The following is a 25,712-nucleotide window of genomic DNA, read 5'->3' as shown; positions in this document are numbered from 1 at the left end:
GTACCTTTCAGCGGGTCAGCGGTCAGTGGGCGAGGCCGGCGTCGCGGAACGCGTCCAGGCTCGGTCGGATGGTGGCGGTCGCCTGAGAAGTGTCGGCAACGGCGTCCAGGGTCTTGAGGCCGTCACCCGTGTTGAGGACGACGGTGGTCTTCGACGGGTCGATGACGCCGTTCTCGACGAGCTTGCGCGCCACGCCGACGGTCACGCCGCCGGCGGTCTCCGCGAAGATGCCCTCGGTGCGGGCGAGCAGCTTGATGGCGTCGACGACCTGCTCGTCGTTCACGTCCTCCACGGCGCCGCCGGTCCGGCGGGCGATGTCGAGGACGTAGGGGCCGTCGGCCGGGTTGCCGATGGCGAGCGACTTGGCGATGGTGTTCGGCTTCTGGGGCCGTACGACGTCGTGGCCGGCCTTGAAGGCGGCGGAGACCGGGGAGCAGCCCTCGGCCTGGGCGCCGAAGATCTTGTACGGCTTGTCCTCGACCAGGCCCAGCTTGATGAGCTCCTGCAGACCCTTGTCGATCTTGGTGAGCTGGGAGCCGGAGGCGATGGGGATGACGAGCTGGTCCGGGATGACCCAGCCGAGCTGCTCGCAGATCTCGTAGGCGAGCGTCTTGGAGCCCTCGCCGTAGTACGGACGGAGGTTGACGTTGACGAAGCCCCAGCCCTCGCCGAGCGGGTCGCCGATGAGCTCCGAGCAGAAGCGGTTGACGTCGTCGTAGTTGCCCTCGACGGCGACGAGGTCGCCGCCGTAGACGCCGGCCATGACGACCTTGCCCTGCTCCAGGTCGTGCGGGATGAACACGCAGGAGCGGAAGCCGGCCCGGGCGGCCGCGGCGCCGACGGCGCCGGCCAGGTTGCCGGTGGAGGAGCAGGAGAGGGTGGTGAAGCCGAAGGCGCGGGCGGCCTCGATGGCCTGGGCGACGACCCGGTCCTTGAAGGAGTGGGTCGGGTTGCCGGAGTCGTCCTTGACGAACAGCTTGCCGGGCTCGACGCCGAGCTCGCGGGCCAGGTTGTCGGCCTTGACCAGCGGGGTCCAGCCGGGGTTCAGGTTCGGCTTCTCGGCGACGTCGGCCGGGACGGGCAGCAGCGGGGCGTAGCGCCAGATGCTGGCGGGACCGGCCTCGATGCGCTTGCGCAGGGCCTCGGGGTCGCCGGCCGGCAGGTCGTAGGCCACTTCGAGCGGGCCGAAACACAGCTCACAGGCGAAAATCGGGCCGAGCGGGAAGGTCTCACCGCATTCCCGACAAGAGAGGCCGGACGCGGGACCGAGGTCGACGGAGGTTCCGGAAGCGGGTGCGACGGTCTGAACAGCCATGGAGGCGAGGCCCTTTCTCCTCATCTTCCTCATGGCGCATTTCGCCATGAGACGGATTTGGCACCTTCCCTAGCCGGGGACCTCGCTGGATGACGAGACAAACCGACTGGAGGGTTGCCGGGGCTTCAACGGGCCGTATCCCTCTGCCCCTCTGGATGAGCGGTATTCGATTGTGGAACGCGGTCGGCACCCCGACATGCATCGGGCATCCGCGTTGTTCAAGACTGTAACCGAAGCCTTCGAAGCCGGAGACGGACGTCCGATCCGCGAGATGGAGATCACGTTGCTGGAAGAAGTGGAGCGCTGGCTGGCCCGGCGGTCCTGGTCGGTGGCCGACCGTCCGCTGGAGCGGATCCTCGCCGCCAAGCGCGGTACGAAGGTCAGCGTGGTGCTGCCCGCGCTGAACGAGGAGGCGACGGTCGGCACGATCGTCTCCGTGATCCGCCGCGAGCTGATGACGGAGGCGGTGCCGCTGGTGGACGAGCTGGTGGTGGTCGACTCGGGCTCGACCGACCGTACGGCCGAGGTCGCCGCGGCGGCGGGCGCGCGCGTGGTCGCGCGCGACGCGATCCTGCCCCGGATACCGGCGGTGCCGGGCAAGGGCGAGGTCCTGTGGCGGTCACTGATGGTGACGAGCGGCGACGTGATCTGCTTCGTGGACGCGGACCTGAAGGACTTCTCGGCGGACTTCGTCACCGGCATCGTGGGACCGCTCCTGACCGACCCGGACGTGGACTTCGTCAAGGCGATGTACGACCGGCCGCTCGGCGACGAACCAGGTCAGGGCGGCCGGGTGACCGAGCTGGTGGCCCGCCCGCTGCTCAATCTGCACTGGCCGCAGCTGGCCGGCTTCGTCCAGCCGCTGGGCGGCGAGTACGCGGCGCGGCGCTCGCTGCTCGAACGGCTGCCGTTCCCGGTCGGTTACGGAGTGGAGCTGGGCCTGCTGGTGGACGCGCTGCACACGGTGGGCCTCGACGCGCTCGCACAGGTGGACGTGGGGGTCAGGAAGCACCGCCACCAGGACGGCCGGGCGCTGGGCCGGATGGCGGCGGCGATCTACCGGACGGCGCAGCTGCGGCTGTCGCGCGGCCATCTCGTCAGGCCGCGGCTGACGCAGTTCGAGCGCGGCGAGGAGGGGTTCACGCCCCGCACGTACGAGGTGGACACGGAGGAGCGGCCGCCGATGGCGGAGGTGGCGGAGTACGCGGAGCGGCGCAGGGTGGCGTGAGGCCGGGCGGCGGGCCGGGGACGGGCCTGCCCGCATCCTCCTGTCTTAAATCCGTACGTTTGAGCGTTTACCGGACGGGCTAGGTTCGCCGTATGGCTTCTGTCCTCGTGGCATCGAACCGCGGCCCGGTCTCGTACACCCTGCGGGAGGACGGCTCCCTCCACCCCCGGCGCGGCGGCGGCGGCCTCGTGTCGGGCCTGAGCGCGGTCTCGTCCGGCGACAGCGTGTGGGTGTGCGCGGCGCTCGGCGACGGCGACCGCGAGGCGGTGCGGCGCGGGATCGCCGAGCCGGGCGTGACGATGCTGGACATCGACCCGCAGGTGTACGCCGACGCGTACAACGGCATCGCGAACTCGGTGCTGTGGTTCCTCCACCACCACCTGTACGACATCCCGCGCGAGCCCGTCTTCGACGCCGCCTTCCGCCGCCGCTGGGAGTCCTACCGCGGCTACAACCAGGCCTTCGCCGAGGCGCTCGCCCGGGCGGCGGACGAGGGCGCGGCGGTCCTCGTGCAGGACTACCACCTGGCGCTGGTGCCGGGGCAGCTGCGGGAGCTCCGCCCCGACCTGCGGATCGGGCACTTCACGCACACGCCGTGGGCCGATCCGCGCTATCTGCGGATGCTCCCCGACGACGTCCACCAGGAGCTGGTGGAGGGCATGCTCGGCGCCGACGAGGTCGGCTTCCACACCCGGGCCTGGGCCGACGCCTTCCTGTCCGACCCGCGCGTGGGGCGCACGATCGGCGACACCCGGGTCCGTACGTACCCGCTCGGCGTCGACGGCGACGACCTGCGCGCGCTGGCGCACCGGCCCGAGGTCGACGACCGTCTGGCGGCGCTGCGGGCCGAGGTCGGGGACCGGAAGACGATCGTCCGCGTCGATCGCACCGAACTCTCCAAGAACATCCTCCGCGGCCTGCTCGCCTACCGCGAGCTGCTCACCACCCGCCCCGAGTGGCGCGGCCGCGTCGTCCACCTCGCCTCCGCCTACCCCTCCCGCCAGGACCTGGAGGTCTACCGCTCCTACACCGCCTCGGTCACCGAGCTCGCCGCCGCGATCAACGCCGAGTTCGGCACGGCCGACTGGCAGCCCGTCCTCGTCTCCGTCCAGGACGACTTCCCCCGCTCCCTCGCCGCCTACCGCCTCGCCGACGTCGCCCTCGTCAACCCCGTCCGCGACGGCATGAACCTCGTCGCCAAGGAGATCCCGGTCGTCTCCGACGCCGGCTGCGCCCTGGTCCTCTCCCGCGAGGCGGGCGCCTACGAGGAACTCCACGCCGACGCCCTCACGGTCAACCCCTACGACGTGACGGAGACCGCCGAGGCGCTCCACGAGGCCCTGACGATGCCGGCGGCGGAGCGCGCGGACCGCACCAAGCGCCTGGCCGCGGCGGCGACGGCGCTGCCGCCGCAGCGGTGGTTCCTGAGCCAGCTGGCGGAGCTGCGCGGGCAGTAGGGCGGTCGACGGGATGTCCTGCACCGAACGGGCGTTCCTGCCGCGTGCCTGACGGCACGCACGGCGGGCCCGTGGTGCCCTGGCCGACGGGGGACCCCGTCGAAAGGACTTCCATGCGCATCGCCCCGCTGAGGCGCGGGACGGGAGCGGCCGCGGCCGTCGCTCTCGCCTGCGCCACCACCCTGACCGGCGTCGGCACGGCCCAGGCCGTGACGCACCAGGGCCAGGACCGGCACGAGGCCGTCGACGTCAGGCTCACCGAGCACGGCATCGAGGCACCCGACGCCGCCGAAGGCGGAATCGTCCACTTCCGCATCAGCACCGACAACCCCGGGGGACGCCAGCTCCAGGTCTTCCGCCCGCACCAGGGCGTCTCGGTCGACAAGGTGCTCGCCGACCTGGCCAAGGCGGTCAACGAGAACCCGGCGATCGCGAAGGTCGGCATCACCGCGTTCAACAAGGACGCGGAGGCACTCGGCGGCGGTTTCGCGACGCCGAAGGTCCCGGTCGACGTCACCGAGCCGATCTCCGACGGCACCGTCTACCTGCTCGACTTCAGCGCCTTCCTCGCCGACCCCGCCCACCCCGTGCTCAGGTCGCTCGAACTCTGCGACGGCGACCCGGACAAGGGCCTGGCCCCCTTCCCCAAGGGCATCGTGCTCCAGGAGAAGGGCCCGCGCTTCCGGGTCGAGGACGTGAACCGGGCGGACGCCCCGATCCTGGTGCACAACACGACCGACGAGATCCACGAGATGCTCATCCGGCCGGTCAAGCCGGGCACCACGGACGCCGACATCCAGGCCTACTTCGACGCCCTCGCCCACGGCCAGCAGCCCCCGTCCCCCTTCACCGGCCCGCCCAGCGGCCTGGGAGCCATCTCCGCCGACCACACGGCCATCGTCCAGGCGAAGAACCTCCCGGCCGGCAGGTACGTCCTGCTCTGCTTCATCCCGGACGACGAGAACGGCATCCCGCACGCCTTCCTCGGCATGCACAAGGTGGTCCAGCTGAGCTGACCCGCCCGCCCGGCGCACGCCCAGGGCCCCGGTCCGTCCGACGGACCGGGGCCCTTCGGCTTACGCCTCCAGCTCGCGCGCCAGCCCCGCCAGGAAACCCACCACCGCCGCCGGCCCCGCCACCGTGAGGTCGGCGCGGTCGGCCAGGTCGGGGACGGCCTGGGCTTCGGCGGCGGAGCAGACGAGGAGGCCGGGGGTGCCGTCGGAGCGGAGTTTCTCGACGGCGGCGTAGGCGGGGAGGTCGCCGAGGTCGTCGCCCGCGTAGAGGACGGCGGAGGCGCCGATCTCGTGGACGTAGTCGGCGAGGGCAACGCCCTTGTCCATGCCCGGGGGGCGGAGTTCGAGGACCATGCGGCCGGGTTCGAGGACGAGGCCGTGGGCGGCGGCGAGGTCGCCGAGGGGGCCCTTGAGGGCCTCGAAGGCGCCCTGGGGGTCGGTGGCGCGGCGGGTGTGGACGGCGACCGCGCGGCCCTTCTCCTCGATCCAGGTGCCGGGCCAGGCGCCGACCCGGTCGAGGAAGCCGGGCAGCTCGGCGCGGACCGAGGCGACGCCGGGGTGCGGGGCGGCGGCCCGGACGGTGCCGGTGACGGCGTCCCAGCGCTCGGCGCCGTAGTGGCCGAGGACGACCAGGTGCTCCAGGCCCGGTACGCCGGCGAAGCCCCCGTACCGTACGGCCACTCCGGCGGGCCTGCCGGTGACGACCGCGACGGCGGCCACCCGGGGGGCGAGGGCGGCGAGCGCGGGCACGGCGCCGGGGTGGGCGCGGGCGCGTTCGGGGTCGGGGACGATCTCGGCGAGCGTCCCGTCGAAGTCGAGCGCCACGACGGCCTTCTCGGGCCGCGCGAGGAGCGCGGCGAGTCCGTCGCGGCCGGCGGCTGTGGTCGGGTGCGGAAGGCTGCTGACCATGCCCACGACCCTACCGACGGATGCCCGTCCCGTCAGCGGGGCGACGGCTCAGCGGCGCGACGGCTCAGCGGCGCGCTTCGCGCTCCGCGCGGACCCGGCGCAGGCGGTTGACCGTGACCGGGTCGTGGGCGAGGGCGCGCGGGTCGTCGAGGAGGGCGTTGAGCAGCTGGTAGTAGCGGACGGCGGAGAGGCCGAGCTGTTCGCGTACCGCCCGCTCCTTGGCGCCCGGGCCGGGCCAGGAGCGGCGCTCCACGGCCAGGACGGCCCGCTCGCGCTCGCCGAGCTCCCCGAGTTCACTGGTCATACTGACCAACTTATTCCGCGCTCTCGGCCGCCGTCGCCTCGCGTGCGATCCTGCCCAGGACTTCCGACGGCTTCCCGCCCGGCTCGACCGCCTTGCCGATCTGCGCCTTGACGCTGCCGCTGACCTGCGCCCAGGACGTCTTGCCGACGGGCGGCAGCTGGGACTCGGGCAGGGCCGCGAGGAACTCGCGCAGGGCCGCGTGCTCCGGGGCGGACTGCATGGCGAGGGAGGCGGTGATGGTGGCGGGCAGCAGGTCGTTGTCGCCGGCGAAGCGCAGCACGTTCTCGTCGCTGAAGACGAAGTCGAGGAAGGCGCCGATCTCCTTGCGGTGGCCGTTCTGCTTGAAGGCCATGATCCAGTCGGCGACGCCCATGGTCGCCTTGGCCTTGCCGTCGCGGCCGGGCAGGGCGACCTTGCCGACTTTGACGCCCTTCTTCTCGGCCTCCTGCATGAGGGACGGGTGGCCGTTGAGCATGCCTACCTCGCCGCGCGCGAAGGCGGCGAAGGCCTCCTTGCGGTTGAGCTTGCCGGGGGCGACCGGGCCGGTGAGGCCCGCGCCGACGAGCTCGTCGCGCAGCCAGTCGAAGGTGCGGACGTTCGCCTCGGAGTCGATCTTGTAGTGGTCGATGCCGTCGGTGTAGCCGCCGCCCCCACTGAGCAGCCACATCATGGTCTCGGCCTGGGCCTCCTCGGGCCCGAGCGGCAGCGCGAAGGGGTATGTGACGCCCTTCTTCCGCAGCTTCTGCGCGGCGGCCGCGAGCTCGTCCCAGGTGGTCGGCGGCGCGCTGATGCCGGCCTTCTCGAACAGGTCCTCGTTGTAGAAGAGCAGCCGGGTGGAGGCGACGAACGGCATGCCGTACTGGGTGCGCTTGTACTCGCCGGCGTCGACGAGCGGCGCGAGGAAGTTGGCGCCCACGGGGATGGAGAGCAGCTGGTCGGCGGCGTAGAGCTTGTCGGCGGCCGCGTAGTCGGCGTAGGCGCCGATCTGCGCGAGGTCGGGCGCCTGGCCGGCCTTGACCAGCTCGGCGACCTTGCGGTCGACGTCGTTCCAGGACTCGATCTGGACCTGGACCTTCACACCGGGGTTCTTCGCCTCGAAGGCGGCGACCAGGCCGGCCCAGTACTTCCGGGTGGAGTCGCCGCCGGTGAGGTCGTAGTCGGCGGCGACCAGCTTGAGGGTGACGTCGCCGTCGCCGCCGGTCAGCGTGCCGCAGCCGGTGAGCCCGCCGGTCAGGCCGAGTGCTCCGGCCGCCGCGGCCAGTCCCAGGAATCGTCGCCGCTGCACAGCCGTAACCCACCCTTTGCTCGTCGTCGAGACAATGTTCGGCCGCAAGTTTCTCCCGGGTAGGCACCGGAGGTCTACACCACTCACGTATCGCTTCGGCAACGCATTGCCGTGCGGTGCCGTGCACTGCTATGCACGGGACCGCAGAAGTTGGCAGTACCTTCCTGGATTTCCCGCTGGTCTGGACCATGAGGAGTCGCCCGCATGTCCCGCACGCCCTCCCGCACCGCCGCCGAGATCGCCACCCAGCCCGCCTCCTGGCGCCGCGCCGCCGAGGCCGCGGCCGGCTTCGAGGGGCTGCCGAAGCCCGGTGAGCGGGTCGCCGTCACCGGCTGCGGCACCTCCTGGTTCATGGCCCTCGGCTACGCGGCGCTGCGCGAGGCCGCCGGGCTCGGCGAGACCGACGCCTTCGCCTCGTCCGAGTTCCCGGTGGGCCGGGCGGCCGCCGGCTCGTACGACCGGGTCGTGGCGATCACCCGCTCCGGCACCACGACCGAGGTCCTCGACCTGCTCGCGGCGGTGCGCGGCCGGGTCCCGACCACGGCGCTGACCGCCGACCCGGGGACGCCGGTGAGAGACGCGGCCGACGCGCTCGCGGTCCTGGACTGGGCCGACGAGGAGTCCGTCGTCCAGACCCGCTTCGCCACCACCGCGCTCGCCTTCCTGCGCGCCGGGCTCGGCGAGGTCCCCGGCGTGAAGTCCGTCGCCGAGGCCGCCGTCGACGCCGAGCTCGCGCTCACCGAGCCGCTGGAGGAGGCGGTGCTCGCGGCCGAGCAGTGGACCTTCCTGGGCCGCGGCTGGGCGTACGGGCTCGCCCTGGAGGCCGCGCTGAAGATGCGCGAGGCGGCCGGGGCATGGACCGAGGCGTACCCGGCCCTCGAGTACCGCCACGGCCCCATCGCGATCACCGCCCCGGGCCGCGCCACCTGGGTCTTCGGCGCGCTCCCCGAGGGCCTCGCGGCCGATGTGGCCCGGGTCGGCGGCACCCTCGTCTCGCGCGCCGGCCTCGATCCGCTCGCCGACCTGGTCCGCGCCCAGTGCCTCGCGGTCGCGCTCGCGGAGTCGCGCGGCCTCGACCCGGACCGGCCGCGCAACCTCACGCGGAGCGTGATCCTCACCCCGTGAGGCCGCTCACGTCCGCCGACCAGGCTTTGTATCCCCGCGCAACAATCCTCCACAGTGGACTAGACCTTTCGGGTGCTGACGCGCGAGACTGTCCCCCGTGAGACACGTCATCGCCCTCGATGTGGGCGGCACCGGCATGAAGGCCGCCCTCGTCGGGGCGGACGGCACCCTGCTCCACGAGGCGCGGCGGGCCACCGGGCGCGAGCGCGGCCCCGCGGCCGTCGTGGAGACGATCCTGGGCTTCGCCGAGGAGCTGCGCGCACTCGGCCAGGAGCGGTACGGCGAGCCCGCCGCGGCCGCCGGCGTCGCCGTGCCCGGCATCGTCGACGCCGCGAACGGCATCGCCGTCTACGCCGCCAACCTCGGCTGGCGCGACGTCCCCATGCGCGCCCTGCTCAGCGAACGGCTCGGCGGCATCCCCGTCGCCCTCGGCCACGACGTGCGCACCGGCGGCCTCGCCGAGGGCCGGATCGGCGCCGGCAACGGCGCCGACCGCTTCCTCTTCGTGCCGCTCGGCACCGGCATCGCGGGCGCCATCGGCATCGGCTCCGCCATCGAGGCCGGCGCCCACGGCTACGCCGGCGAGATCGGCCACATCGTCGTCCGCCCCGGCGGCACGGAATGCGGCTGCGGCCAGCGCGGCTGCCTGGAGCGGTACGCCTCCGCCTCCGCCGTCTCGCTCGCCTGGGCCGCCGCCTCCGGCGACCCGCAGGCCGACGCCGCCGACTGCGCCAAGGCCGTCGAGTCCGGCGACCCGGCCGCCGGCCGCGTCTGGCAGGACGCCGTCGACGCGCTCGCCGACGGCCTGGTCACGGCCCTCACCCTGCTGGACCCCCGCACGCTCATCATCGGTGGCGGTCTGGCCGAAGCAGGGGAAACGTTGTTCACACCCCTGCGGGCCGCCGTGGAGGAGCGCGTCACCTTCCAGAAGCTGCCCGCCATCGTCCCGGCGGCCCTCGGAGACACCGCCGGCTGCCTGGGCGCGGGCCTCCTCGCCTGGGACCTCGTCGCCGACCAGAGCCCCCTCGACCGCCCCACCGACCCGGAGGTATCCGCCTGATGGCCGTTTCCACAGTTCTCACCGGGGCCCGCGTGGTGCTGCCGACCGGGATCGTCGAGAACGGACGAGTGATCGTCGAGAACGGCCGCATCGCGGGCTCCGCCCCCGCCGAAGCCCCCACCCTCGACCTCTCCGGCCACTGGCTCGTGCCCGGCTTCGTCGACATGCACAACCACGGCGGCGGCGGCGCGTCCTTCACCTCCGGCACCGTGGACGAGATCCTCACCGGCGTCCGCACCCACCGGCTGCACGGCACCACCACCGTCGTCGCCTCCTTCGTCACCGGCGAGATGGACTTCCTGAGCCGGCGCGCCGGTCTGCTCTCCGAGCTGGCCGAGCAGGGCGACATCGCCGGCATCCACTTCGAGGGCCCGTTCATCTCCCCGTGCCGCAAGGGCGCCCACGACGAGACGCTGCTGCGCGACCCCGAGCCGGCCGAGGTCCGCAAGCTCCTCGACGCGGCCCGCGGCCAGGCCCGCATGGTCACCCTCGCCACCGAGCTGCCCGGCGGCCTCGACTCCGTACGGCTGCTCGCCGAGCACGGCGTGATCGCCGCGATCGGCCACACCGACGCCACCTACGAGCAGACGCGGGCCGCCATCGACGCGGGCGCGAGCGTCGCCACCCACCTCTACAACGCGATGCCCGCCCTCGGCCACCGCGCGCCCGGCCCGATCGCCGCGCTCCTGGAGGACGAGCGGATCACCGTCGAGCTCATCAACGACGGCACCCATCTGCACCCGGCCGCCCTGGAGCTGGCCTTCCACCACGCCGGCCCGGAGCGCGTCGCCTTCATCACCGACGCCATGGACGCGGCCGGCTTCGGCGACGGCCGCTACATGCTCGGCCCGCTGGAGGTCGAGGTGAAGGACAGCGTGGCGCGGCTCGTCGAGGGCGGCTCCATCGCCGGCTCCACGCTCACCCTCGACCGGGCGTTCAAGCGCGCCGCGACGGTCGACAAGCTGCCCGTCGAGTCCGTCGTCCAGGCCATCTCCGCCAACCCGGCGAGACTCCTCGGCGTGTACGACCGGGTGGGCTCCCTGGAGGCCGGCAAGGACGCGGACCTCGTCGTCCTCGACGCGGAGTTCGAGGTCAGGGGCGTGATGCGCAAGGGCGAGTGGCTGATCGAGCCTCAAATGATCTGATTTCGCCACTACTTGTGGCAAGTTGTCTCAAGGCGGTTGGTCCTGGGTCTGGGCCAACCGCCTTCTGTTTGGCATGATCGGGGCGCCGACAGCCAGCAGACGACGAGGGGGTACGGCTGGTGATCCTGACAGTCACCCTCAACACGGCGCTCGACCTCACCTACCGGGTCCCCGCCCTCGTCCCGCACGCCTCGCACCGCGTCACCCAGGTCATCGAACGCCCCGGCGGCAAGGGCCTGAACGTGGCCCGCGTGCTCGCCGCGCTCGGCCACGACACCGTCGTCACCGGCTTCGCCGGCGGCCCCACCGGCGACGTGCTGCGCGGCCTGCTCGCCGCCACCACCGCCGACCTGCCCGGCCGGGTCCGCGACGCGCTCGTGCCGACCGGCGGCGCCACCCGCCGCACCGTCGCCGTCGTCGACGCCGCCAGCGGCGACACCACCCAGCTCAACGAGCCGGGACCGGCCATCACCCCCGCCGAATGGGCCGCCTTCACCGCCCGCTTCGCCGAACTCCTCGACGGCGCCCGGGCCGTGGCCCTGTGCGGCAGCCTGCCGCCCGGCATCCACGTCGGCGCCTACGCCGAACTGGTCCGGCGCGCCCGCGCCGCAGGCGTCCCCGTCCTCCTCGACACCAGCGGCGAACCGCTGCGCCGCGGCATCGCCGCCCGCCCCGACATCGTCAAGCCCAACGCCGAGGAACTCGCCCGGCTCACCGGCTCCCGCGAGCCCCACCGCGCCACCCGCGACGCCCGCCGCCGCGGCGCCCACGCGGTCGTCACCTCGCTCGGCCCCGAGGGCCTGCTCGCCGCCACGCCCGACGGCCAGTGGCAGGCGGCCCCGCCGGCGCCCGTGCGGGGCAACCCGACCGGAGCCGGCGACTCGGCCGTCGCCGCGCTGCTCGCCGGCCTCGTCGACGGCGCCGACTGGCCCACCCGCCTCACCCACGCCGTCGCCCTGTCCGCCGCGACCGTCCTCTCCCCGGTGGCGGGCGAGTTCGACGAGACGGCGTACGAGGCGCTGCTCCCCCGCGTCACGCTGCGCGAGCCGGCGACGGCGGCGTAACCCCAGTCCTGCCGGGGCCCGGCTCCGGCGCGTACCGCAGCACGAGCAGGCCGATCGGCCCACCGGGCCGGTCCGGCCCGGGAATCGGGGAACGCACATGCCACTCGTCCGCACCGGCGACCTCGTCACCGACGCGCAGGCCTCCGGCCGGGGGCTCGCCGCCTTCAACGTCATCACCCTGGAACACGCCGAGGCCATCGCCGCCGGCGCCGAACGGGCCGGCGCCCCGGCCGTCCTGCAGATCTCCGAGAACGCCGTGAAGTTCCACGGCGGCCGGCTCTCCGCGATCGCCGCCGCCACCGCCGCCGTCGCCCGCGCCTCCACCGCCCCGCTCGCCCTCCACCTCGACCACGTCGAGTCCGTCGGCCTGCTCCGCCAGGCGCACGCGGAGGGCTTCGGGAGCGTCATGTTCGACGCGAGCGGGCTGGGTTACGGCGACAACGTGAAGGCGACGGCCGAGGCGGTCCGCTGGGGCCACGCGCGCGGCATCTGGATCGAGGCCGAACTGGGCAGGGTGGGCGGCAAGGCGGGCGAGCCGCCGCTCGACGCGCACGCGCCCGGCGTCCGCACCGACCCCGCCGAGGCCGCCGGCTACGTCGCCGACACCGGCGTCGACGCCCTCGCCGTCGCCGTCGGCTCCACCCACGCGATGACCGAGCGCACCGCCGCCCTCGACCACGCCCTGATCTCCGCCCTCCGCGCCGCCGTCCCGGTCCCGCTCGTCCTGCACGGCTCCTCCGGCGTCCCGGACGCCGAGATCCGCGCCGCCGTCGCCGCCGGCATGACCAAGATCAACGTCGGTACGGCCCTGAACACGGCCTTCACCGGGGCCGTGCGGACCTTCCTCGACCACGACCCGGCGTCGGTGGACCCGCGCCGGTACCTGCGCCCGGCGCGCGAGGCGATGACGGAGACGGTGGCGGCGTTCCTGCGGCTGCTCTGAGACCCGGATCCGGCGCCCGGAAACGACGCCCGGAAACGACGAGGCCCCGGAGGCGTGTGCCTCCGGGGCCCTTCTCTGCCAGCCGACGGTTCAGCCGGTGCGGATCTCCAGCCAGTCGAAGATCGCGTTGCACTGGTTGCCCTGCTCGCACGACAGCTTGATCGTGTTCGTGCCCTGCTTGAGGGTCACCGGCGCCCAGGTGGTCTGCCAGTTCTTCTCCAGGTTCGGGTCCGTCGAACCGACGAAGTTCTTCAGCCCTATCGGGTTGCTGTTCGCCTTGTCGTTGATCGTCAGGGTCGCGTTCGCGTCCGCCGCGGGGATCGCGTAGCGCACGTACAGCCGGTAGCTGCCGGCCGTCGCCACGTCCGCCTGCCAGGTCACCGAGGACCCGAGCGCGTTGAACCCGGTGACGTACGCGCCGTCCGCGCCCTCGGCGCCCTTGATGTCCTTGGCGAGCGCCGCCGAACCGCCCAGCTTCAGCGTGGCCGCGTCCTGCTTCGGCAGCTCCTGCGGGGGCTGCGAGGACTGGGTCGGGGCCGTCGAGGGGGACTCGGAGACCTGGGTGGGCGTGCCGGTCGGCGTGCCGCCGCCCGCGTTGTTCTCGTCGCCGCCGGTGTTGCTGATCACGGCCGCGGTGATGCCGATCACGACGACCGCGACGACCGCCACGGCGCCGATGAGCAGGCCCTTGGTGTTCGGGCCGCGGCCGGAGCCGCCGCGCCCGGCGGGAACCGGCGGGGTCGGACGGGTGGGGGCGCCGCCGGGGTAGGTCTCGGGGGCCGCGTACTGCGGGTGCGGCTGGCCGTAGCCGCCCGGCTGCTGCCCGTACGCCTGCTGCTGCGGCACGTGCGCCTGCTGGGCCTGCGCGTGGCCGCCGTACTGGCGCTCGCCGACCGCGCGGACCTGGTGGTACGAGGTGCGGGGCACGCCCGGCTGCGCCGCCGGACCCGGGTAGCCGTAGCCGCCGCCCTGGGTGCGCTGGGCATCCGCCGCCTGTCCGTCCGCGTACAGATAGCCGAACGGATCCTCGTCCTCGGGCGTCTTCGCGCCGTCGTTACCGGCAGCCATCCGGGTCACTCCTTTTCCCTGCTCGCCAGCCGTCGCCGACCGGCCGAGCCTACCTCGTACGGCCCTGTCAACGGCTCGGCCCCATGTGTACGACCGGTGAACGAACCCGCGGGGGACGTCATGAGGCCGCTCACGGCGCGACCGTGAGACGAACTGCGAGCGTCCGGCGAGACGGCCGGTGGGGCCGTCCTCAACAGGCCCCGCGCAGACCGGTGGAGAGGACCGAGGAGGTCATCCGGCCCTGCGGTGCACCTTCGACCTCGACCGCTTCTCGATGTACATCCGCTGGTCCGCGCTGTTCAGCACCTCTTCGACCGTCATGCCGCACTCCGCCCAGCCGATGCCGAAGCTGGCCCCGACGCGCACGGCCCGCCCGTCCACCCGGATCGGCGGGATGATCGCGTTGCGCAGCCGGACGGCGAGGTCGGCGGCGTCGGCCGAGCCGAGCCCGTCGGCGAGGACGACGAACTCGTCGCCGCCGAGCCTGGCCACCGTGTCGCCGTCCCGCACGCCCGTGGTGAGGCGGCGGGCGACCTCGATGAGGACGGCGTCGCCGGTGTGGTGGCCGAAGCGGTCGTTGATCGACTTGAAGCCGTCGAGGTCGCAGAAGAGGACGGCGAGGCCCTTGGTGCCGTCGTCGACCTCGCCGCCGGTGGGGGCGACGGTGTGCACGTGGTGGTCGTAGACACCGCCCGGGCCGCCGACCGGGGAGAAGCCGAAGCCGTGCTCGTGCTCGTATCCGTACTCGCCCTCGTGGGCCGGTCCGTGCGCCGCGGCGGCGGTGTCGCCGGCGCCCGCGAAGGGGCGCTCGCAGATCCGGGCGGAGAGCCGGGAGCGCAGCTCGGCGCTGTTGGGCAGGCCGGTGAGGGCGTCGTGCGAGGCGCGGTGGGCGAGCTGGAGCTCGTGCCGCTTGCGCTCCTCGATGTCCTCGACGTGGGTGAGGAGGAAGCGGGGGCCGTCGGCGGTGTCGGCGACGACGGAGTTGCGGAGGGACACCCAGACGTACGTGCCGTCGCGGCGGCCGAGGCGCAGCTCGGCGCGGCCGCCCTCGGCGGAGGTGCGGAGCAGGGTGCCTATGTCCTCGGGGTGGACGAGGTCGGCGAAGCTGTAGCGGCGCATGACGGAGGCGGGGCGGCCGAGCAGGCGGCACAGGGCGTCGTTGGTGCGCAGGAGCCGGCCGTGCTGGTCGCCGCCCATCTCGGCGATGGCCATGCCGGAGGGCGCGTACTCGAAGGCCTGCCGGAACGACTCCTCGCTGGCCCGCAGCGCCTGCTGCTCGCGCTCCAGACGGACCAGGGCGCGCTGCATGTTGGAGCGCAGGCGGGCGTTGCTGATCGCGATGGCGGCCTGCGAGGCGTACATCTGGAGCGCCTCCTGGCCCCAGGGGCCGGGATGGCGGCCGTTGCGCGGGCGGTCGACGGAGATGACGCCGAGCAGCTCACGGGCCGGTCCCGTGGGCGCCCCCGAGTGGGCGGAGCGGACTCCGGGGGAGTACATGGGCGCGTAGAGCCGGTCGTGCGGGTGCCACTCGTCCTCGAAGCGGGGGGCTGGGCCCTCGGTGTGCCACTGCGGGACGTCGTCCTCGATGAGCACCCAGCCCTCGGTGTGCGGGATGAAGCGCAGGTCGCCCCAGGCCTCGCCCATGGCGAGGCGGCGGTCCCAGGAGGCGCGGGAGCCGACCCGGCCGGTGATCAGGGCCTCGGCGGCGGGGCTGCCGGCGAAGGCGGACACGACCAGGTCGCCGTCGGGGCGCACGAGATTGACGCAGGCCAGCTCATAGTTGAGCCCGTTGACGATGCCGTCGGCGACGGCCTGCACGGTGTCCGCCAGGCTGCGGGCGGTGTTGAGGTCCGCCACGACCTGATGCAGCTGCCGCAGGGTCGCAAGACGGACGTACGGCTCCGACTCGGTCTCCATCGCTCGCTCTCCCCGAGACCTCGACAGCTGACTCCAGGGTTCTCATCGGCTCATCGGCTACGTGGTGCTGTTCCCGCCACTGAATCACAGCGAGCTGTGCACCCGGTACACAGGGTCAACAATTAGCGCCCTCTGTGACTCAAGTCACAGCCGACCCGGAGGGCTTGCGGGTCCTAGGACCCACGGGGGAAGCCCGGCTGGTCCCGGGGTCCGATGTGGCCGTCCGGCGGCCCGGACTAGCGTGCGAGTGTGCTGCAGAAGACGCCCACGCTCGGGACCCCCACCGTCGACCTGGCCATCCCTCATGCTGAGGGGGTGAGCAACGACGAGTTCAAGGCCGCCATGGCCCGCCTCGCGGCCGGTGTCGTCCTGGTGACGGCCCACGACCCGGAGGACGGCCCGCACGGCGAGGACGTCGGCATGACCGCCACCGCGTTCCTCTCGGTCTCCCTCGACCCGCCGCTCGTCCTGGTCAGCCTGCGCAACGGCTCCCGCATGGACGACGTGCTCACCGAGGTGCCGGTCTGGGCGGTCTCGCTGCTCGCCGAGAGCCAGCGGCACATCGCGGGCCGCTTCGCCATGAAAGGCCGGGTCAGCGACCGGCTGCTCTTCGCCGACGTGCCGTACACGCGCGGCGCGCACAGCGGCGCGCCCCTGATGGGCGGCGCGCTCGCCACCCTCGAATGCCGTACGGAGAGCCGTGTCGTCGCCGGCGACCACACCCTCGTCATCGGCCGCGTGCTCGCGACGACGCTGCCGTCGGCGGAGGGCAGCCCGCTGACGTACTTCAAGGGCCGCTACCGGACGCTGGGCTGACGGCGGGGGGGCGCGGGTCCGAAGGGTGCGGGCCCGAAGCTGCGGGCTCGAAGGCCGCAGGCCTGACGGCTACGAACCCGAAGGCCACGGCCCCAGGCGGCGGGCCCGAAGGGCGCGGGCCGAAGGCCCGTCGGCTCAGCCCCAGTCCTTCGCCTGGCGGCCGCGCTTCGTCTCCGCGCGCTGCTTCTTCTCCCTCAGCCGCCGCTCGTTGATGCCGCGCGGGATCTTCGTCGGGCGGCGCGGCTTCGGCGGCGGGGCGGTGGCCTCGGCGAGCAGCGCCGCGAGACGGACGGCCGCGGTCTCGCGGTTGCGCCACTGGGAGCGGTGCTCGGAGGCGCGGACGGTGACGACGCCGTTGACCAGGCGGCCGGCGAGACGCTCCAGGGCGCGCGCCTTCCACACCTCGGGCAGGGCCTTCGTCGCGGCCAGGTCGAAGCTCAGCTCCACCTGCGAGTCGCTGGTGTTGACGTGCTGGCCGCCGGGCCCGGACGACCGCGAGAAACGCCACAGGAGCTCGGCCTCGGGGAGCGAGACGGAGCCGCGGATCGGATAGGGACCGGACATGTCATCCATGTTCCCCGGACCCGGCTGGTGCGTCACTCTGTTTTCGCGTGGGAACCGCCACGCCGGACCGTGCGTTATCGAAGTCGACGACAGCACCGCAGAAAGGGTCATCCCATGGCTGTAAGCCTCTCCAAGGGCGGCAACGTCTCCCTGACCAAGGAGGCCCCGGGCCTCACCGCCGTCACCGTGGGCCTCGGCTGGGACGTCCGTACGACCACCGGCACCGACTTCGACCTCGACGCCTCCGCGATCGGCGTCGACGCCACGGGCAAGGTCGTCTCCGACGGCCACTTCGTCTTCTTCAACAACAAGTCGACGCCGGACCAGACCATCGTCCACACCGGTGACAACCGCACCGGCGAGGGCGGCGGCGACGACGAGCAGATCAACGTCAACCTGGCGGGCCTCCCGGCCGGCGTCGACAAGATCGTCTTCCCGGTCTCCATCTACGACGCGGTCAACCGCTCGCAGAACTTCGGCCAGGTCCGCAACGCGTACATCCGCATCGTCAACCAGGCCGGCGGCGCCGAGATCGCCCGCTACGACCTGTCGGAGGACGCCGCCGTCGAGACCGCCATGGTCTTCGGCGAGCTGTACCGCAACGGTGCCGAGTGGAAGTTCCGCGCGGTCGGCCAGGGTTACGCCTCCGGCCTGGAGGGCATCGCCCGCGACTTCGGCGTCAACATCTGACCCACCCTCTGAAGGCGGAGCCCCGGCCCCCGGCGACCCGGCCGGCCCGGGGCTCCACGCCTGTCCGGGGCCCATGCCTCCCCCGGGCCCACGCTTGTCCAGGGCTCCACGCCTTCCCTGGGCTCTTCTCCTGCCCTGGGCTCTTCTCCTGCCCTGGGCTCTTCTCCTGCCGGGCTCCTGCCGGGGCTCTACGCTCTCCCCGTGATCGTCGAACCCCTGTCCGCCAAGGACCCGCACGACATCCCCGGCCCGCTGCTCACCGAACTCACCGGGCTCTACGCCTCCAACCACGAGTTCCAGCAGCTCAGCGGCGACTTCCCGGACCCGGACCGGATCACGCCCGAGCAGGTCGCCGCCGCCCTCGCCGACGACCTTGCGCAGCCGACCGCCGAGGTGCTGCTCGCCCGCTCCGCGGGCCGCCTGGTCGCCGTCGCGGTCACCCTCGGCCGGCACCCCGACCCGGCCCAACCGGACCCGTGGCTCGGCCTGTTGATGGTGCACGCCGAGGAGCAGCACGCCGGTCACGGCCGCCGGCTCGCCGCGTACGTCGAGGAGCGCTTCCGCGCCGAGGGCCGGCAGGGCCTGCGGCTCGCCGTCCTGGAGAACAACCCGCGGGCGCTCGCCTTCTGGACCTCGCTCGGTTACGAGGAGACCGCGCGCCGCCCCGACCTGGCGCACGGCCGCCCGTGCGTCGTGATGCGCAAGGCCCTGTGACCGACCGGGCCGGTCAGGGCGCGGCCGGCTTCTCGTCCCCGTACAGCCACACGTCCCACACGCCCGACAGATCCTGGCCCGACACCTGCTCGGCGTACTTCGTGAAGTCCTCGGTGGTGGCGTTGGCGTACCGGTACTTCGCCGGCCAGCCCTCCAGGATCTCGAAGAAGACGTCGTCGCCGACCTTCTGGCGGAGCTTGTGCAGCACCATCGCGCCGCGCTGGTAGACCGGCGCCGAGAACAGATCCTCGGCGGTGGGCGGCGCGGCCGGCGGGAAGGCCCAGGCGTCGTCGTTGGCGAACGCCCTCTCGAAGCTCTTCTGCGCCGGGTTGTGCTTGAAGTCCTCCTCGTACAGCCACTCCCCGTACGTCGCGAAGCCCTCGTTCAGCCAGATGTCCTTCCAGCTCGCGGGCGTCACCGAGTCGCCGTACCACTGGTGCACCAACTCGTGGACGAGCGTGCCCTCCTCGAAGGAGGAGACCGGGAAGATCGGCCGGGACTGGGTCTCCAGGGCGTAGCCGAGGTCGCCCTCGCGCTCGACGATCGCGCCGGCGGCGGAGAAGGGGTAGGGCCCGAAGTTCTGCTGCTCCCACTCCAGGATCTGCGGGATCTTCGCGCGCAGCGCGGCGGTCTGCGCCGCGACGGTCGGGTCGGCGGCGGTGAGCACCGGCACCGGGGCCTTGCCCTTGCCGAGGGGAGCGGTGGTGGTCGACGTGTCGAAGTGGCCGATCGCGAGCGTCGCGAGGTAGCTGGCCATGGGCTCGCCCGCGTGCCAGACGGAGGTCGTGGTGCGGCCGTCGGCGCTCTTGCGCTCGGCGGTCAGCACACCGTTGGAGACGGCCTTGAGGCCGGCCGGGACGGTGACGGTGATGTCGTAGGTCGCCTTGTCGGACGGGTGGTGGTTGCCGGGGAACCAGGCCATGGATCCGGTCGGTTCGCCGACCGCGACGGCCCCGTCGGCGGTCTTGAGCCAGCCCTCCTCGGAGCCGTCCGAGTCGGTGATGGTCTTCGGCACGCCCGCGTAGGTGACGGTGGTGACGAACTGCTTCCCGGCGTCGATGTCCTCGCGCGGGCGCAGCGTCAGCTCGTTCCCGGCCCGGTTGACGGCGGCGGGCGCGCCGTCGACGGTCGCGTCGCGCACGGTCAGCCCATCGAGGTCCAGGTTGAAGGCGCTGAGGTCCTGGGTGGCCCGGGCGGTGATCTCGGCACGGCCGTCGAGCCGGTTGGTGGCGGGGTCGTACGACAGGGTGAGCCCGTAGTGGCTGACGTCGTAGCCGCCGTTGCCGAGCTTGGGGAAGTACGGGTCGCGCAGCCCGGCCGCGCCGGGCGTGCCCTGCACTCCCCCGCTGTCCGCGCCACTGCCGGAGCACCCGGCGGCGAGCAGTGCGAAGGCGACGGCCACGGCTCCGGCCCGGACTCGGCTGCGCGTATTCACGAACCGATCCTAAACAGACGTACGAACGCATCGGCGTACGAACACATCACGCCACACCGTGGCCGCGCACGACGACGGCGCCCGGCGGGGGAACCGGGCGCCGTCGGGTCGGTGGGGGCGTCAGCCGTTGAGGGACGCCACGCCGGCCTGGGCGAACTTCTCGTCCAGGTCGCCGGAGGGCGCGCCGGCCACGCCGATGCCGGCGATCGGGGCGCCGCCCGCGGTGACCGGGGCGCCGCCGGCGAGGAAGAGGGTGCCGGGGATGTCCTTCAGGGTCGGGGCGTTGGCCAGCCGGCCGGCGAGGACGGAGGTCGGGGCGTTCCAGGAGACGGCGGTGTACGCCTTCTTGACGGCCGACTCGTAGGACTGCGGGCCGGCACCGTCGCCGCGAAGGGTCACGATGGTGTTGCCGTTGCGGTCGACGACGGCGACGGAGACGCGCTGGTTCTCCTTCTCGGCGGCCTTCAGCGACGCCTGGGCGGCCTTGGTGGCCGCCTCGATCGTCAGGTGGGTGGTCTGGCGCAGGTTGTCGTTCTCGGCGTCGGCCTTGGCGACGACCGCGGCCGGGGCGGCCTGCGGGGCGGTGGCGTTCGCGGAGACGGCGCCGAAGGTGCCGGCCGCGAGGACGACGGCGGCCGTGGTGCCGAGGAGGAACTTCTTCTTCATGGCGGGCTCCTGAGGTGATCGTGAGGCGGTGCGGTGCTGAGAGGCGCGACTCGTGAGGCGGGGCTCATGAGGCAGCGCTCGTGAGGCAGTGCTGAGAGGCGTGGCTCGTGAGGCGTGACTCGTGAGGCGGTGCTCGTGGAGCGAGGCGGGAGGCTGTTCCGTTCGCTCTGCATCGATCCTCCGCCCGGAACCGGCGCCCGCCGGTCCGCGTTCCGGCTGCCGTCGGCGCGCATAGTGGTGGACAGGGAGGTCAGCCGATCGGTTGATGCCGCCCTGGTCCGGCCGGGCCAGGATGGATGCGTATACCCAGGTCAGACCCCGGCCGGACCCAGCCCGGGCCCGTGTCGGAAGCAATGCGGAGGAGCGTCGGCGATGGAACGGGACCCGGACGCCCGCTGGCTGGCGCGGGTCATGCACGTCGCCTTCTTCCTCCTCCTCGGCGCCTCGCTCGCCCGCTTCCTGCTGCGCCATCCCTGGGAGGAGCGCAGCCCCTGGATCGTCGCCCTCTCCGGCGCGCTCGCCTCGCTCTACCTCCTCGGCCCCGTCCTCGGCACCCGCGCCACCCCGCGCCGGATCGCCTGGCTGGGCACGGTCGTCGCGGTGTGGATGGTCCTGGTCGTGCTCGCGCCGAGCTTCGCCTGGTGCGCGGTGCCGCTGTTCTACACGGGCCTGCGCACCCTGCCGCCGCGCGCCGCGCTCGGCCTGGTCACCCTGCTCACGGCGTTCGTCGTGATCGCGCAGGTGCAGCTCTCGCACGGCGGCTTCGACCCGAACCTGGTGATCGCCCCGCCGGCCGTCGCCGCCATCGCCACCGCCGTCTTCGTGCACGCCGAGCGGCAGGCCGAACGGCAGCGGGCACTCATCGAGGACCTCATCCGCACCCGCCGCGAGCTTGCCGCGACCGAGCGCCGCGAGGGCACGCTGGCCGAGCGGCAGCGGCTGTCGATGGAGATCCACGACACGCTCGCGCAGGGCCTGTCGAGCCAGCAGATGCTGCTCCAGGCCGCCGACCGCACCTGGGACAGCGACCCGGTCACCGCCCGCCGCCACGTCCGCACGGCCGAGTCGATCGCCGACCGCAACCTCGCCGAGGCCCGCCGCTTCGTGCACGACCTGGCACCGGCCGACCTCGCCGAGGGCGGCGGCCTGGAGGAGGCGCTGCGCGGGCTCGCCGCCCGCGAGACCGGCCCGGAGCTCCGGGTGCGCTGCCACGTCGACGGCACGCCGGACCGGCCGCTGCCGGACCGGGTCCAGTCGGCGCTGCTGCGCATCGCGCAGGGCGCCCTCGCGAACATCCGCGAGCACGCCGGCGCCACCTCGGCCGCGCTCACCCTCACCTACCTCGACGACCAGGTCGTCCTTGACGTCGCCGACGACGGCCGCGGCTTCGACCCGTCCCGCACGTCGGGCGCCGACACGGGCGTGCGCGGCCACGGTCTGCCCGCGATGCGGGTGCGGGCGCAGCAGCTGGGCGGCACGCTGACGATCGAGTCCACCCCGGGCGAGGGCACCGTGCTCTCCGCCGCGATCCCGCTGGAGGTACGTCCGTGACGCCCGCTACGCCCACTACCGGGCCCGTACGGATCCTGCTGTGCGACGACCACGCCGTCGTCCGCGCCGGGCTGCTCGCCCTGCTCGGCAGCGCGCCGGACATCGAGGTGGTCGGCGAGGCGGGCAGCGGCGAGGAGGCGGTCGCGATGGCCGCGCACCTGCGGCCGGACGTCGTCCTGATGGACCTCCAGCTCGGCGCGGGCATCGACGGCGTGGAGGCCACCCGCCGGATCGCGCCGACCGGCGTGCACGTGCTCGTCCTCACCACGTACGACACGGACGCCGACATCACCCGGGCGATCGAGGCGGGCGCCACCGGCTACCTGCTGAAGGCCGAGCGGCCCGAGGAGCTGTTCGCCGCGATCCACTCCGCCGCCCAGGGCCGTACGACGCTGTCGCCGCCGGTCGCCAGCCGGGTCATGGACCGGATGCGCGGCGCGGCCCGGCCCACGCTGACCGACCGGGAGCGCGACATCCTCGGCCAGCTGGCGCACGGCCTCGGCAACCGCGAGATCGCCCGCGCGCTGTTCATCAGCGAGGCGACGGTCAAGACCCACCTGGGCCGGATCTACGCGAAGCTCGGCGTCGACACGCGGGCCGGCGCCGTGGCGGTGGCGAAGGAACAGCGCCTGCTCCCCTGAGGGGCCCTGCCGGTCGGGCCGGATCAGGGAGCGGCGTCCGGCCCCCAGACCTCCACGGGCTGCTACTGTGCGCTTTCGTTCCAGCGCACACTGTCACGTCCCCGTGGGAGCGCACGTGAAGATCACCATCGTCGGCGGCGGACCCGGCGGCCTGTACTTCTCGATCCTGATGAAGCGCCAGGACCCCTCCCACGAGATCACCCTGTACGAGCGGAACCCGGCCGGCTCCACCTACGGCTGGGGCGTCACCTACTGGGCCGGGCTCCTCGACAAGCTGCGCGCCGGCGACCCGGTGTCGGCGGAGGCGATCGCCGCCGCGTCCGTCACCTGGACCGACGGGGTGGCCATCGTCCGCGACGAGCGGACCGTGCACCGCGGCGACGCGGGCTTCGGCATCGGCCGCCGGAAGATGCTGAACCTGCTCGCCGACCGGGCCCGCGAGCTGGGCGTACGCGTCGAGTACGAGCACGCCGTCAGCGGGCCGGACGCGGCGGAGCTGGCCGGCGCGGACCTCGTCGTGGCCGCCGACGGCGTGAACAGCGCGCTGCGCGAGGCGCACGCGGACCGCTTCGGCGCCCAGGTCACCAGCGGTCGCAACCGCTACGTCTGGCTCGGCACGACCAAGGTCTTCGACTCCTTCAGCTTCGCCTTCAAGGAGACCGAGCACGGCTGGATCTGGTGCTACGCGTACGGCTTCAGCGGCGAGCAGTCGACCTGCGTCGTGGAGTGCGCGCCGGACACCTGGACGGGCCTGGGGCTCGACCGGACGAACGAGGACGACAGCCTGCGGCTCCTGGAGAAGCTGTTCGCCGACCTGCTGGACGGCGAGCCGCTGATCGGCCGCGAGCAGCACGGCGGCGGCGCCCCGGCCCAGTGGCTGAACTTCCGCACGCTCACCACGAGGACCTGGCACCACGGCAACACCGCCCTGCTCGGCGACGCCGCCCACACCACCCACTACTCCATCGGCGCGGGCACCACCCTGGCCCTGGAGGACGCCCTGGCCCTGGCCGAGGCGCTGCGGGCCGGCTCCGACGACCTGCCGGCCGCCCTCGACGCGTACGGCCGCAGGCGCCGCGCCGAACTGGTCTCGGCCCAGAGCGCGGCCCGCTACAGCGCCCAGTGGTACGAGAACCTGCCCCGCTACATGCGCCTGGAGCCGGCCCGGATGTTCGCCCTCCTCGGCCAGCGCCACTCCCCGCTGCTCCCGCACATCCCGCCGCAGCTCTACTACCGCCTCGACCACGCCGCCGGCCGACTGGAGTCCCTGCGCCGCCTCAAGCGCTGGCTGGGCCCCCGCCTGGCGAGGGCGGCACACAAGGGCTAGGGCGGGGCCGCCCGCCCCGGCGCGGACGGGGCGGAGCCCCGAGCCGGACGGGCGGAGCCCGAAGCCGGGTGGGACGGCGGCCGGGCGGGAGGACGGACGGAGCCTCCGGCCTCGCGGGACGGCGGGCGGGACGGCCGTTGAAACGACCGGCGGGACGACCCTCGGGCCCCGGCATGGGACCATCGACCCGTGCTCGACATCGGCTACTCGCTCTCCCGCCGCTTCCCCGACCCGCCGCAGACGGACTACCGCCGCGCGGACGTCCACGCGCTGCGCCACGACCTGTTCTGCGGCGACGTGTACCTCGCGGACACGGAGAAGGACCAGGAGGTGTCCACCGCCTGGGGCTGGGTGCCGGTGCTCGACTTCGCGTGGGCGCTGTGCGACATCGTCGAGCGGCTCGACCGCGACCCGCGCGGCAGCCGCGCCGCCCAGCCGCAGTACGCGGAGCTCGACTTCACCGAGTCGTCCGACGTGATGATCTTCGAGCGCCGCTTCGGCTGGGTGGACGTCGAGGCCGACTGGATGCCGGGCAACGAGCCGCCGCTCACCTTCGGCCACGCCCAACTGCGCCGCGAGGCCCGTGACTTCCTGCACGACCTGATCGCCGACCTCGTGGACATGCACGAGGGCCTGGCCGACAACCCGGTCGTGTGGGACCTCCAGGCCCGCTTCCCCCGCGTGGCCTGACCCGGAGCCCCTCCCGGATCCACCGGACGTCCCCCGGGCGTCCTCACCCCGCACCCCCGCCGGATCCCGCCGCACGTCCCCTACGCGTCCTCCACCCGCACCCCCAACTGCGCCGCGAAAACCGGTGCCAGGTCCAGCAGCTGGGCCGTGGAGATCACGGCTCCGGCCAGGGCGTCGACCCCGCGGGCGATCTCCAGCCGCTGCACCGTGCGCAGGTCCACGTCCTTCAGCTTCGCCCCGCCGAAGTCCGCCCCGATCAGCACGCAGTCCCGGAACTCCACCCGTTCCAGGCTCGCGCCCGCGAAATCGGGCTCGCTCAGCACGCACCCGTCGAAGACGACGTCCTTCAGCTTCGCCTTCCGCAGATTCAGGTAGTCCGCCTTGCCGCCCCTCACCCACACCCGCTCCAGGACCGCCCCGTGCAGCTGCGTCCCGCCGAGCCGCGCGTCCACGACCTCCACGTCCCGCAGCTGCGCCTCCGCGAGGTCGGTGCCCACGCCCCGTACGCCGTCGAGCACCGAGTCGAGGAAGCGGGCCGCCGTCAGCCGCGTCTCGTCGAGCGCGCAGTCGCGCAGGGCGCAGTCCAGGAACCGGGCCCCCGCGCCGTCCTGGCCGGTCAGGTCGAGACCGGTCAGCTCCAGGCCGTCGTAGTCCCCGTCCGGCTCCAGGCCACCCTCGTAGACCTCAAGCTCGGGCAGCCGCACCTCGGGCCGGCGCACCTTCGGAACCGGCTTCCTCTTCCTCGTACTCGTCATGCCGCCCATCGTGACGCACACCACTGACAA

The 25,712-nt window shown here is 73.3% G+C and carries 25 protein-coding genes and 1 riboswitch; of the genes, 15 read left to right on the top strand and 10 right to left on the bottom strand.

Translation table 11 applies throughout. The features are described from left to right. Positions 1-22 precede the first annotated feature (22 nt). Positions 23-1,315, bottom strand: coding sequence for a threonine synthase (gene thrC, locus ACFYU9_RS11050; RefSeq protein WP_389205141.1), 1,293 nt, complete (start codon positions 1,313-1,315; stop codon positions 23-25). Positions 1,316-1,332: 17 nt separating this feature from the next. Then, a riboswitch (SAM riboswitch) is annotated at positions 1,333-1,477 on the bottom strand. A 121-nt stretch (positions 1,478-1,598) separates the two neighbouring features. Between thrC and ACFYU9_RS11045 the strand changes: the two genes are divergently transcribed. The 3 genes from ACFYU9_RS11045 to ACFYU9_RS11035 all read left to right on the top strand — a co-directional run bounded on the left by ACFYU9_RS11045 (position 1,599) and on the right by ACFYU9_RS11035 (position 5,016). Continuing rightward, the gene (locus ACFYU9_RS11045; RefSeq protein WP_389344748.1) at positions 1,599-2,543 is read left to right on the top strand and encodes a glucosyl-3-phosphoglycerate synthase; all 945 of its coding nucleotides are present in this window, start codon (positions 1,599-1,601) and stop codon (positions 2,541-2,543) included. 92 nt (positions 2,544-2,635) lie between these two features. Then, the gene (locus ACFYU9_RS11040) at positions 2,636-4,000 is read left to right on the top strand and encodes a trehalose-6-phosphate synthase (RefSeq protein ID WP_389344261.1); all 1,365 of its coding nucleotides are present in this window, start codon (positions 2,636-2,638) and stop codon (positions 3,998-4,000) included. 113 nt (positions 4,001-4,113) lie between these two features. Then, positions 4,114-5,016 carry a hypothetical protein gene (locus ACFYU9_RS11035; RefSeq protein WP_389344259.1) on the top strand — a complete coding sequence of 301 codons (903 nt, stop codon included), beginning with the start codon at positions 4,114-4,116 and terminating at the stop codon, positions 5,014-5,016. Between the two features lie 60 nt (positions 5,017-5,076). Here ACFYU9_RS11035 and otsB read toward each other — a convergent pair whose 3' ends face one another. The 3 genes from otsB to ACFYU9_RS11020 form a co-directional block, all read right to left on the bottom strand. Further along, positions 5,077-5,922, bottom strand: coding sequence for a trehalose-phosphatase (otsB, locus tag ACFYU9_RS11030; RefSeq protein ID WP_389344257.1), 846 nt, complete (start codon positions 5,920-5,922; stop codon positions 5,077-5,079). A gap of 64 nt (positions 5,923-5,986) precedes the next feature. Beyond that, the gene (locus ACFYU9_RS11025) at positions 5,987-6,226 is read right to left on the bottom strand and encodes a DUF3263 domain-containing protein (protein WP_389205145.1); all 240 of its coding nucleotides are present in this window, start codon (positions 6,224-6,226) and stop codon (positions 5,987-5,989) included. Between the two features lie 10 nt (positions 6,227-6,236). Continuing rightward, positions 6,237-7,511 (bottom strand): extracellular solute-binding protein, encoded by a 1,275-nt coding sequence (locus ACFYU9_RS11020; protein WP_389344255.1) that lies wholly within the window; start codon positions 7,509-7,511, stop codon positions 6,237-6,239. 204 nt (positions 7,512-7,715) lie between these two features. Here ACFYU9_RS11020 and ACFYU9_RS11015 point away from each other — a divergent pair, with 204 nt between their 5' ends. The 5 genes from ACFYU9_RS11015 (at position 7,716) to ACFYU9_RS10995 (ending at position 12,848) form a co-directional block, all read left to right on the top strand. Further along, entirely contained in the window at positions 7,716-8,636 is a 921-nt protein-coding gene (locus ACFYU9_RS11015) for an SIS domain-containing protein (RefSeq protein ID WP_389344254.1), read from the top strand. Between the two features lie 97 nt (positions 8,637-8,733). After that, on the top strand, positions 8,734-9,696 hold the full coding sequence (locus ACFYU9_RS11010) for an ROK family protein (RefSeq protein WP_389344252.1): 963 nt from the start codon (positions 8,734-8,736) through the stop codon (positions 9,694-9,696). Then, positions 9,696-10,841, top strand: coding sequence for an N-acetylglucosamine-6-phosphate deacetylase (gene nagA, locus ACFYU9_RS11005; protein WP_389344250.1), 1,146 nt, complete (start codon positions 9,696-9,698; stop codon positions 10,839-10,841). Before ACFYU9_RS11010 ends, nagA begins: the two co-directional genes overlap by 1 nt. Before the next feature lie 119 nt (positions 10,842-10,960). Continuing rightward, positions 10,961-11,905 carry a 1-phosphofructokinase family hexose kinase gene (locus ACFYU9_RS11000; protein ID WP_389205150.1) on the top strand — a complete coding sequence of 315 codons (945 nt, stop codon included), beginning with the start codon at positions 10,961-10,963 and terminating at the stop codon, positions 11,903-11,905. Positions 11,906-12,002: 97 nt separating this feature from the next. Further along, complete coding sequence (locus ACFYU9_RS10995; protein ID WP_389344248.1) at positions 12,003-12,848, top strand: ketose-bisphosphate aldolase; 846 nt, start codon at positions 12,003-12,005, stop codon at positions 12,846-12,848. A 90-nt stretch (positions 12,849-12,938) separates the two neighbouring features. On the opposite strand, the gene ACFYU9_RS10990 is transcribed toward ACFYU9_RS10995, so the two are convergent. Together ACFYU9_RS10990 and cdgB are read right to left on the bottom strand one after the other, a co-directional pair. Further along, the gene (locus ACFYU9_RS10990) at positions 12,939-13,916 is read right to left on the bottom strand and encodes a CBM35 domain-containing protein (RefSeq protein WP_389205152.1); all 978 of its coding nucleotides are present in this window, start codon (positions 13,914-13,916) and stop codon (positions 12,939-12,941) included. Positions 13,917-14,147: 231 nt separating this feature from the next. Further along, positions 14,148-15,833 carry a diguanylate cyclase CdgB gene (cdgB, locus tag ACFYU9_RS10985; protein ID WP_389205153.1) on the bottom strand — a complete coding sequence of 562 codons (1,686 nt, stop codon included), beginning with the start codon at positions 15,831-15,833 and terminating at the stop codon, positions 14,148-14,150. Between the two features lie 249 nt (positions 15,834-16,082). Here cdgB and ACFYU9_RS10980 point away from each other — a divergent pair, with 249 nt between their 5' ends. Beyond that, positions 16,083-16,649 (top strand): flavin reductase family protein, encoded by a 567-nt coding sequence (locus tag ACFYU9_RS10980; protein ID WP_389205154.1) that lies wholly within the window; start codon positions 16,083-16,085, stop codon positions 16,647-16,649. A gap of 135 nt (positions 16,650-16,784) precedes the next feature. Here ACFYU9_RS10980 and arfB read toward each other — a convergent pair whose 3' ends face one another. Further along, positions 16,785-17,222 carry an alternative ribosome rescue aminoacyl-tRNA hydrolase ArfB gene (arfB, locus tag ACFYU9_RS10975; RefSeq protein ID WP_389205155.1) on the bottom strand — a complete coding sequence of 146 codons (438 nt, stop codon included), beginning with the start codon at positions 17,220-17,222 and terminating at the stop codon, positions 16,785-16,787. 105 nt (positions 17,223-17,327) lie between these two features. Between arfB and ACFYU9_RS10970 the strand changes: the two genes are divergently transcribed. Both ACFYU9_RS10970 and ACFYU9_RS10965 read left to right on the top strand, forming a co-directional pair. Continuing rightward, complete coding sequence (locus ACFYU9_RS10970; RefSeq protein ID WP_365347616.1) at positions 17,328-17,903, top strand: TerD family protein; 576 nt, start codon at positions 17,328-17,330, stop codon at positions 17,901-17,903. A gap of 201 nt (positions 17,904-18,104) precedes the next feature. Next, complete coding sequence (locus tag ACFYU9_RS10965) at positions 18,105-18,617, top strand: GNAT family N-acetyltransferase (RefSeq protein ID WP_389344246.1); 513 nt, start codon at positions 18,105-18,107, stop codon at positions 18,615-18,617. Between the two features lie 13 nt (positions 18,618-18,630). Here the strand turns inward: ACFYU9_RS10965 and ACFYU9_RS10960 are convergent, their stop codons facing one another. After that, entirely contained in the window at positions 18,631-20,052 is a 1,422-nt protein-coding gene (locus tag ACFYU9_RS10960; protein ID WP_389205157.1) for a M1 family metallopeptidase, read from the bottom strand. A 120-nt stretch (positions 20,053-20,172) separates the two neighbouring features. After that, positions 20,173-20,718: a heme-binding protein gene (locus tag ACFYU9_RS10955; RefSeq protein WP_389205158.1), complete on the bottom strand. Its 546-nt coding sequence runs from the start codon at positions 20,716-20,718 to the stop codon at positions 20,173-20,175. 372 nt (positions 20,719-21,090) lie between these two features. Between ACFYU9_RS10955 and ACFYU9_RS10950 the strand changes: the two genes are divergently transcribed. From ACFYU9_RS10950 to ACFYU9_RS10935, 4 genes are all read left to right on the top strand, one after another. Beyond that, a complete protein-coding gene (locus ACFYU9_RS10950; protein WP_389344244.1) occupies positions 21,091-22,269 on the top strand; it encodes a sensor histidine kinase in 1,179 nt (392 codons plus the stop codon). Further along, positions 22,266-22,910: a response regulator gene (locus ACFYU9_RS10945; protein WP_389344242.1), complete on the top strand. Its 645-nt coding sequence runs from the start codon at positions 22,266-22,268 to the stop codon at positions 22,908-22,910. Before ACFYU9_RS10950 ends, ACFYU9_RS10945 begins: the two co-directional genes overlap by 4 nt. Before the next feature lie 115 nt (positions 22,911-23,025). Further along, positions 23,026-24,237: an FAD-dependent monooxygenase gene (locus ACFYU9_RS10940; RefSeq protein WP_389344240.1), complete on the top strand. Its 1,212-nt coding sequence runs from the start codon at positions 23,026-23,028 to the stop codon at positions 24,235-24,237. 189 nt (positions 24,238-24,426) lie between these two features. Then, positions 24,427-24,927: a hypothetical protein gene (locus ACFYU9_RS10935; protein ID WP_389205162.1), complete on the top strand. Its 501-nt coding sequence runs from the start codon at positions 24,427-24,429 to the stop codon at positions 24,925-24,927. 80 nt (positions 24,928-25,007) lie between these two features. Here ACFYU9_RS10935 and ACFYU9_RS10930 read toward each other — a convergent pair whose 3' ends face one another. Further along, positions 25,008-25,682, bottom strand: coding sequence for a pentapeptide repeat-containing protein (locus ACFYU9_RS10930; RefSeq protein WP_389344238.1), 675 nt, complete (start codon positions 25,680-25,682; stop codon positions 25,008-25,010). Positions 25,683-25,712: the final 30 nt, after the last annotated feature.

Source organism: Streptomyces sp. NPDC004327, from assembly GCF_042873935.1.
Taxonomy (GTDB): Bacteria; Actinomycetota; Actinomycetes; order Streptomycetales; family Streptomycetaceae; genus Streptomyces.
This window is presented reverse-complemented; position numbering and strand designations above follow the sequence as displayed.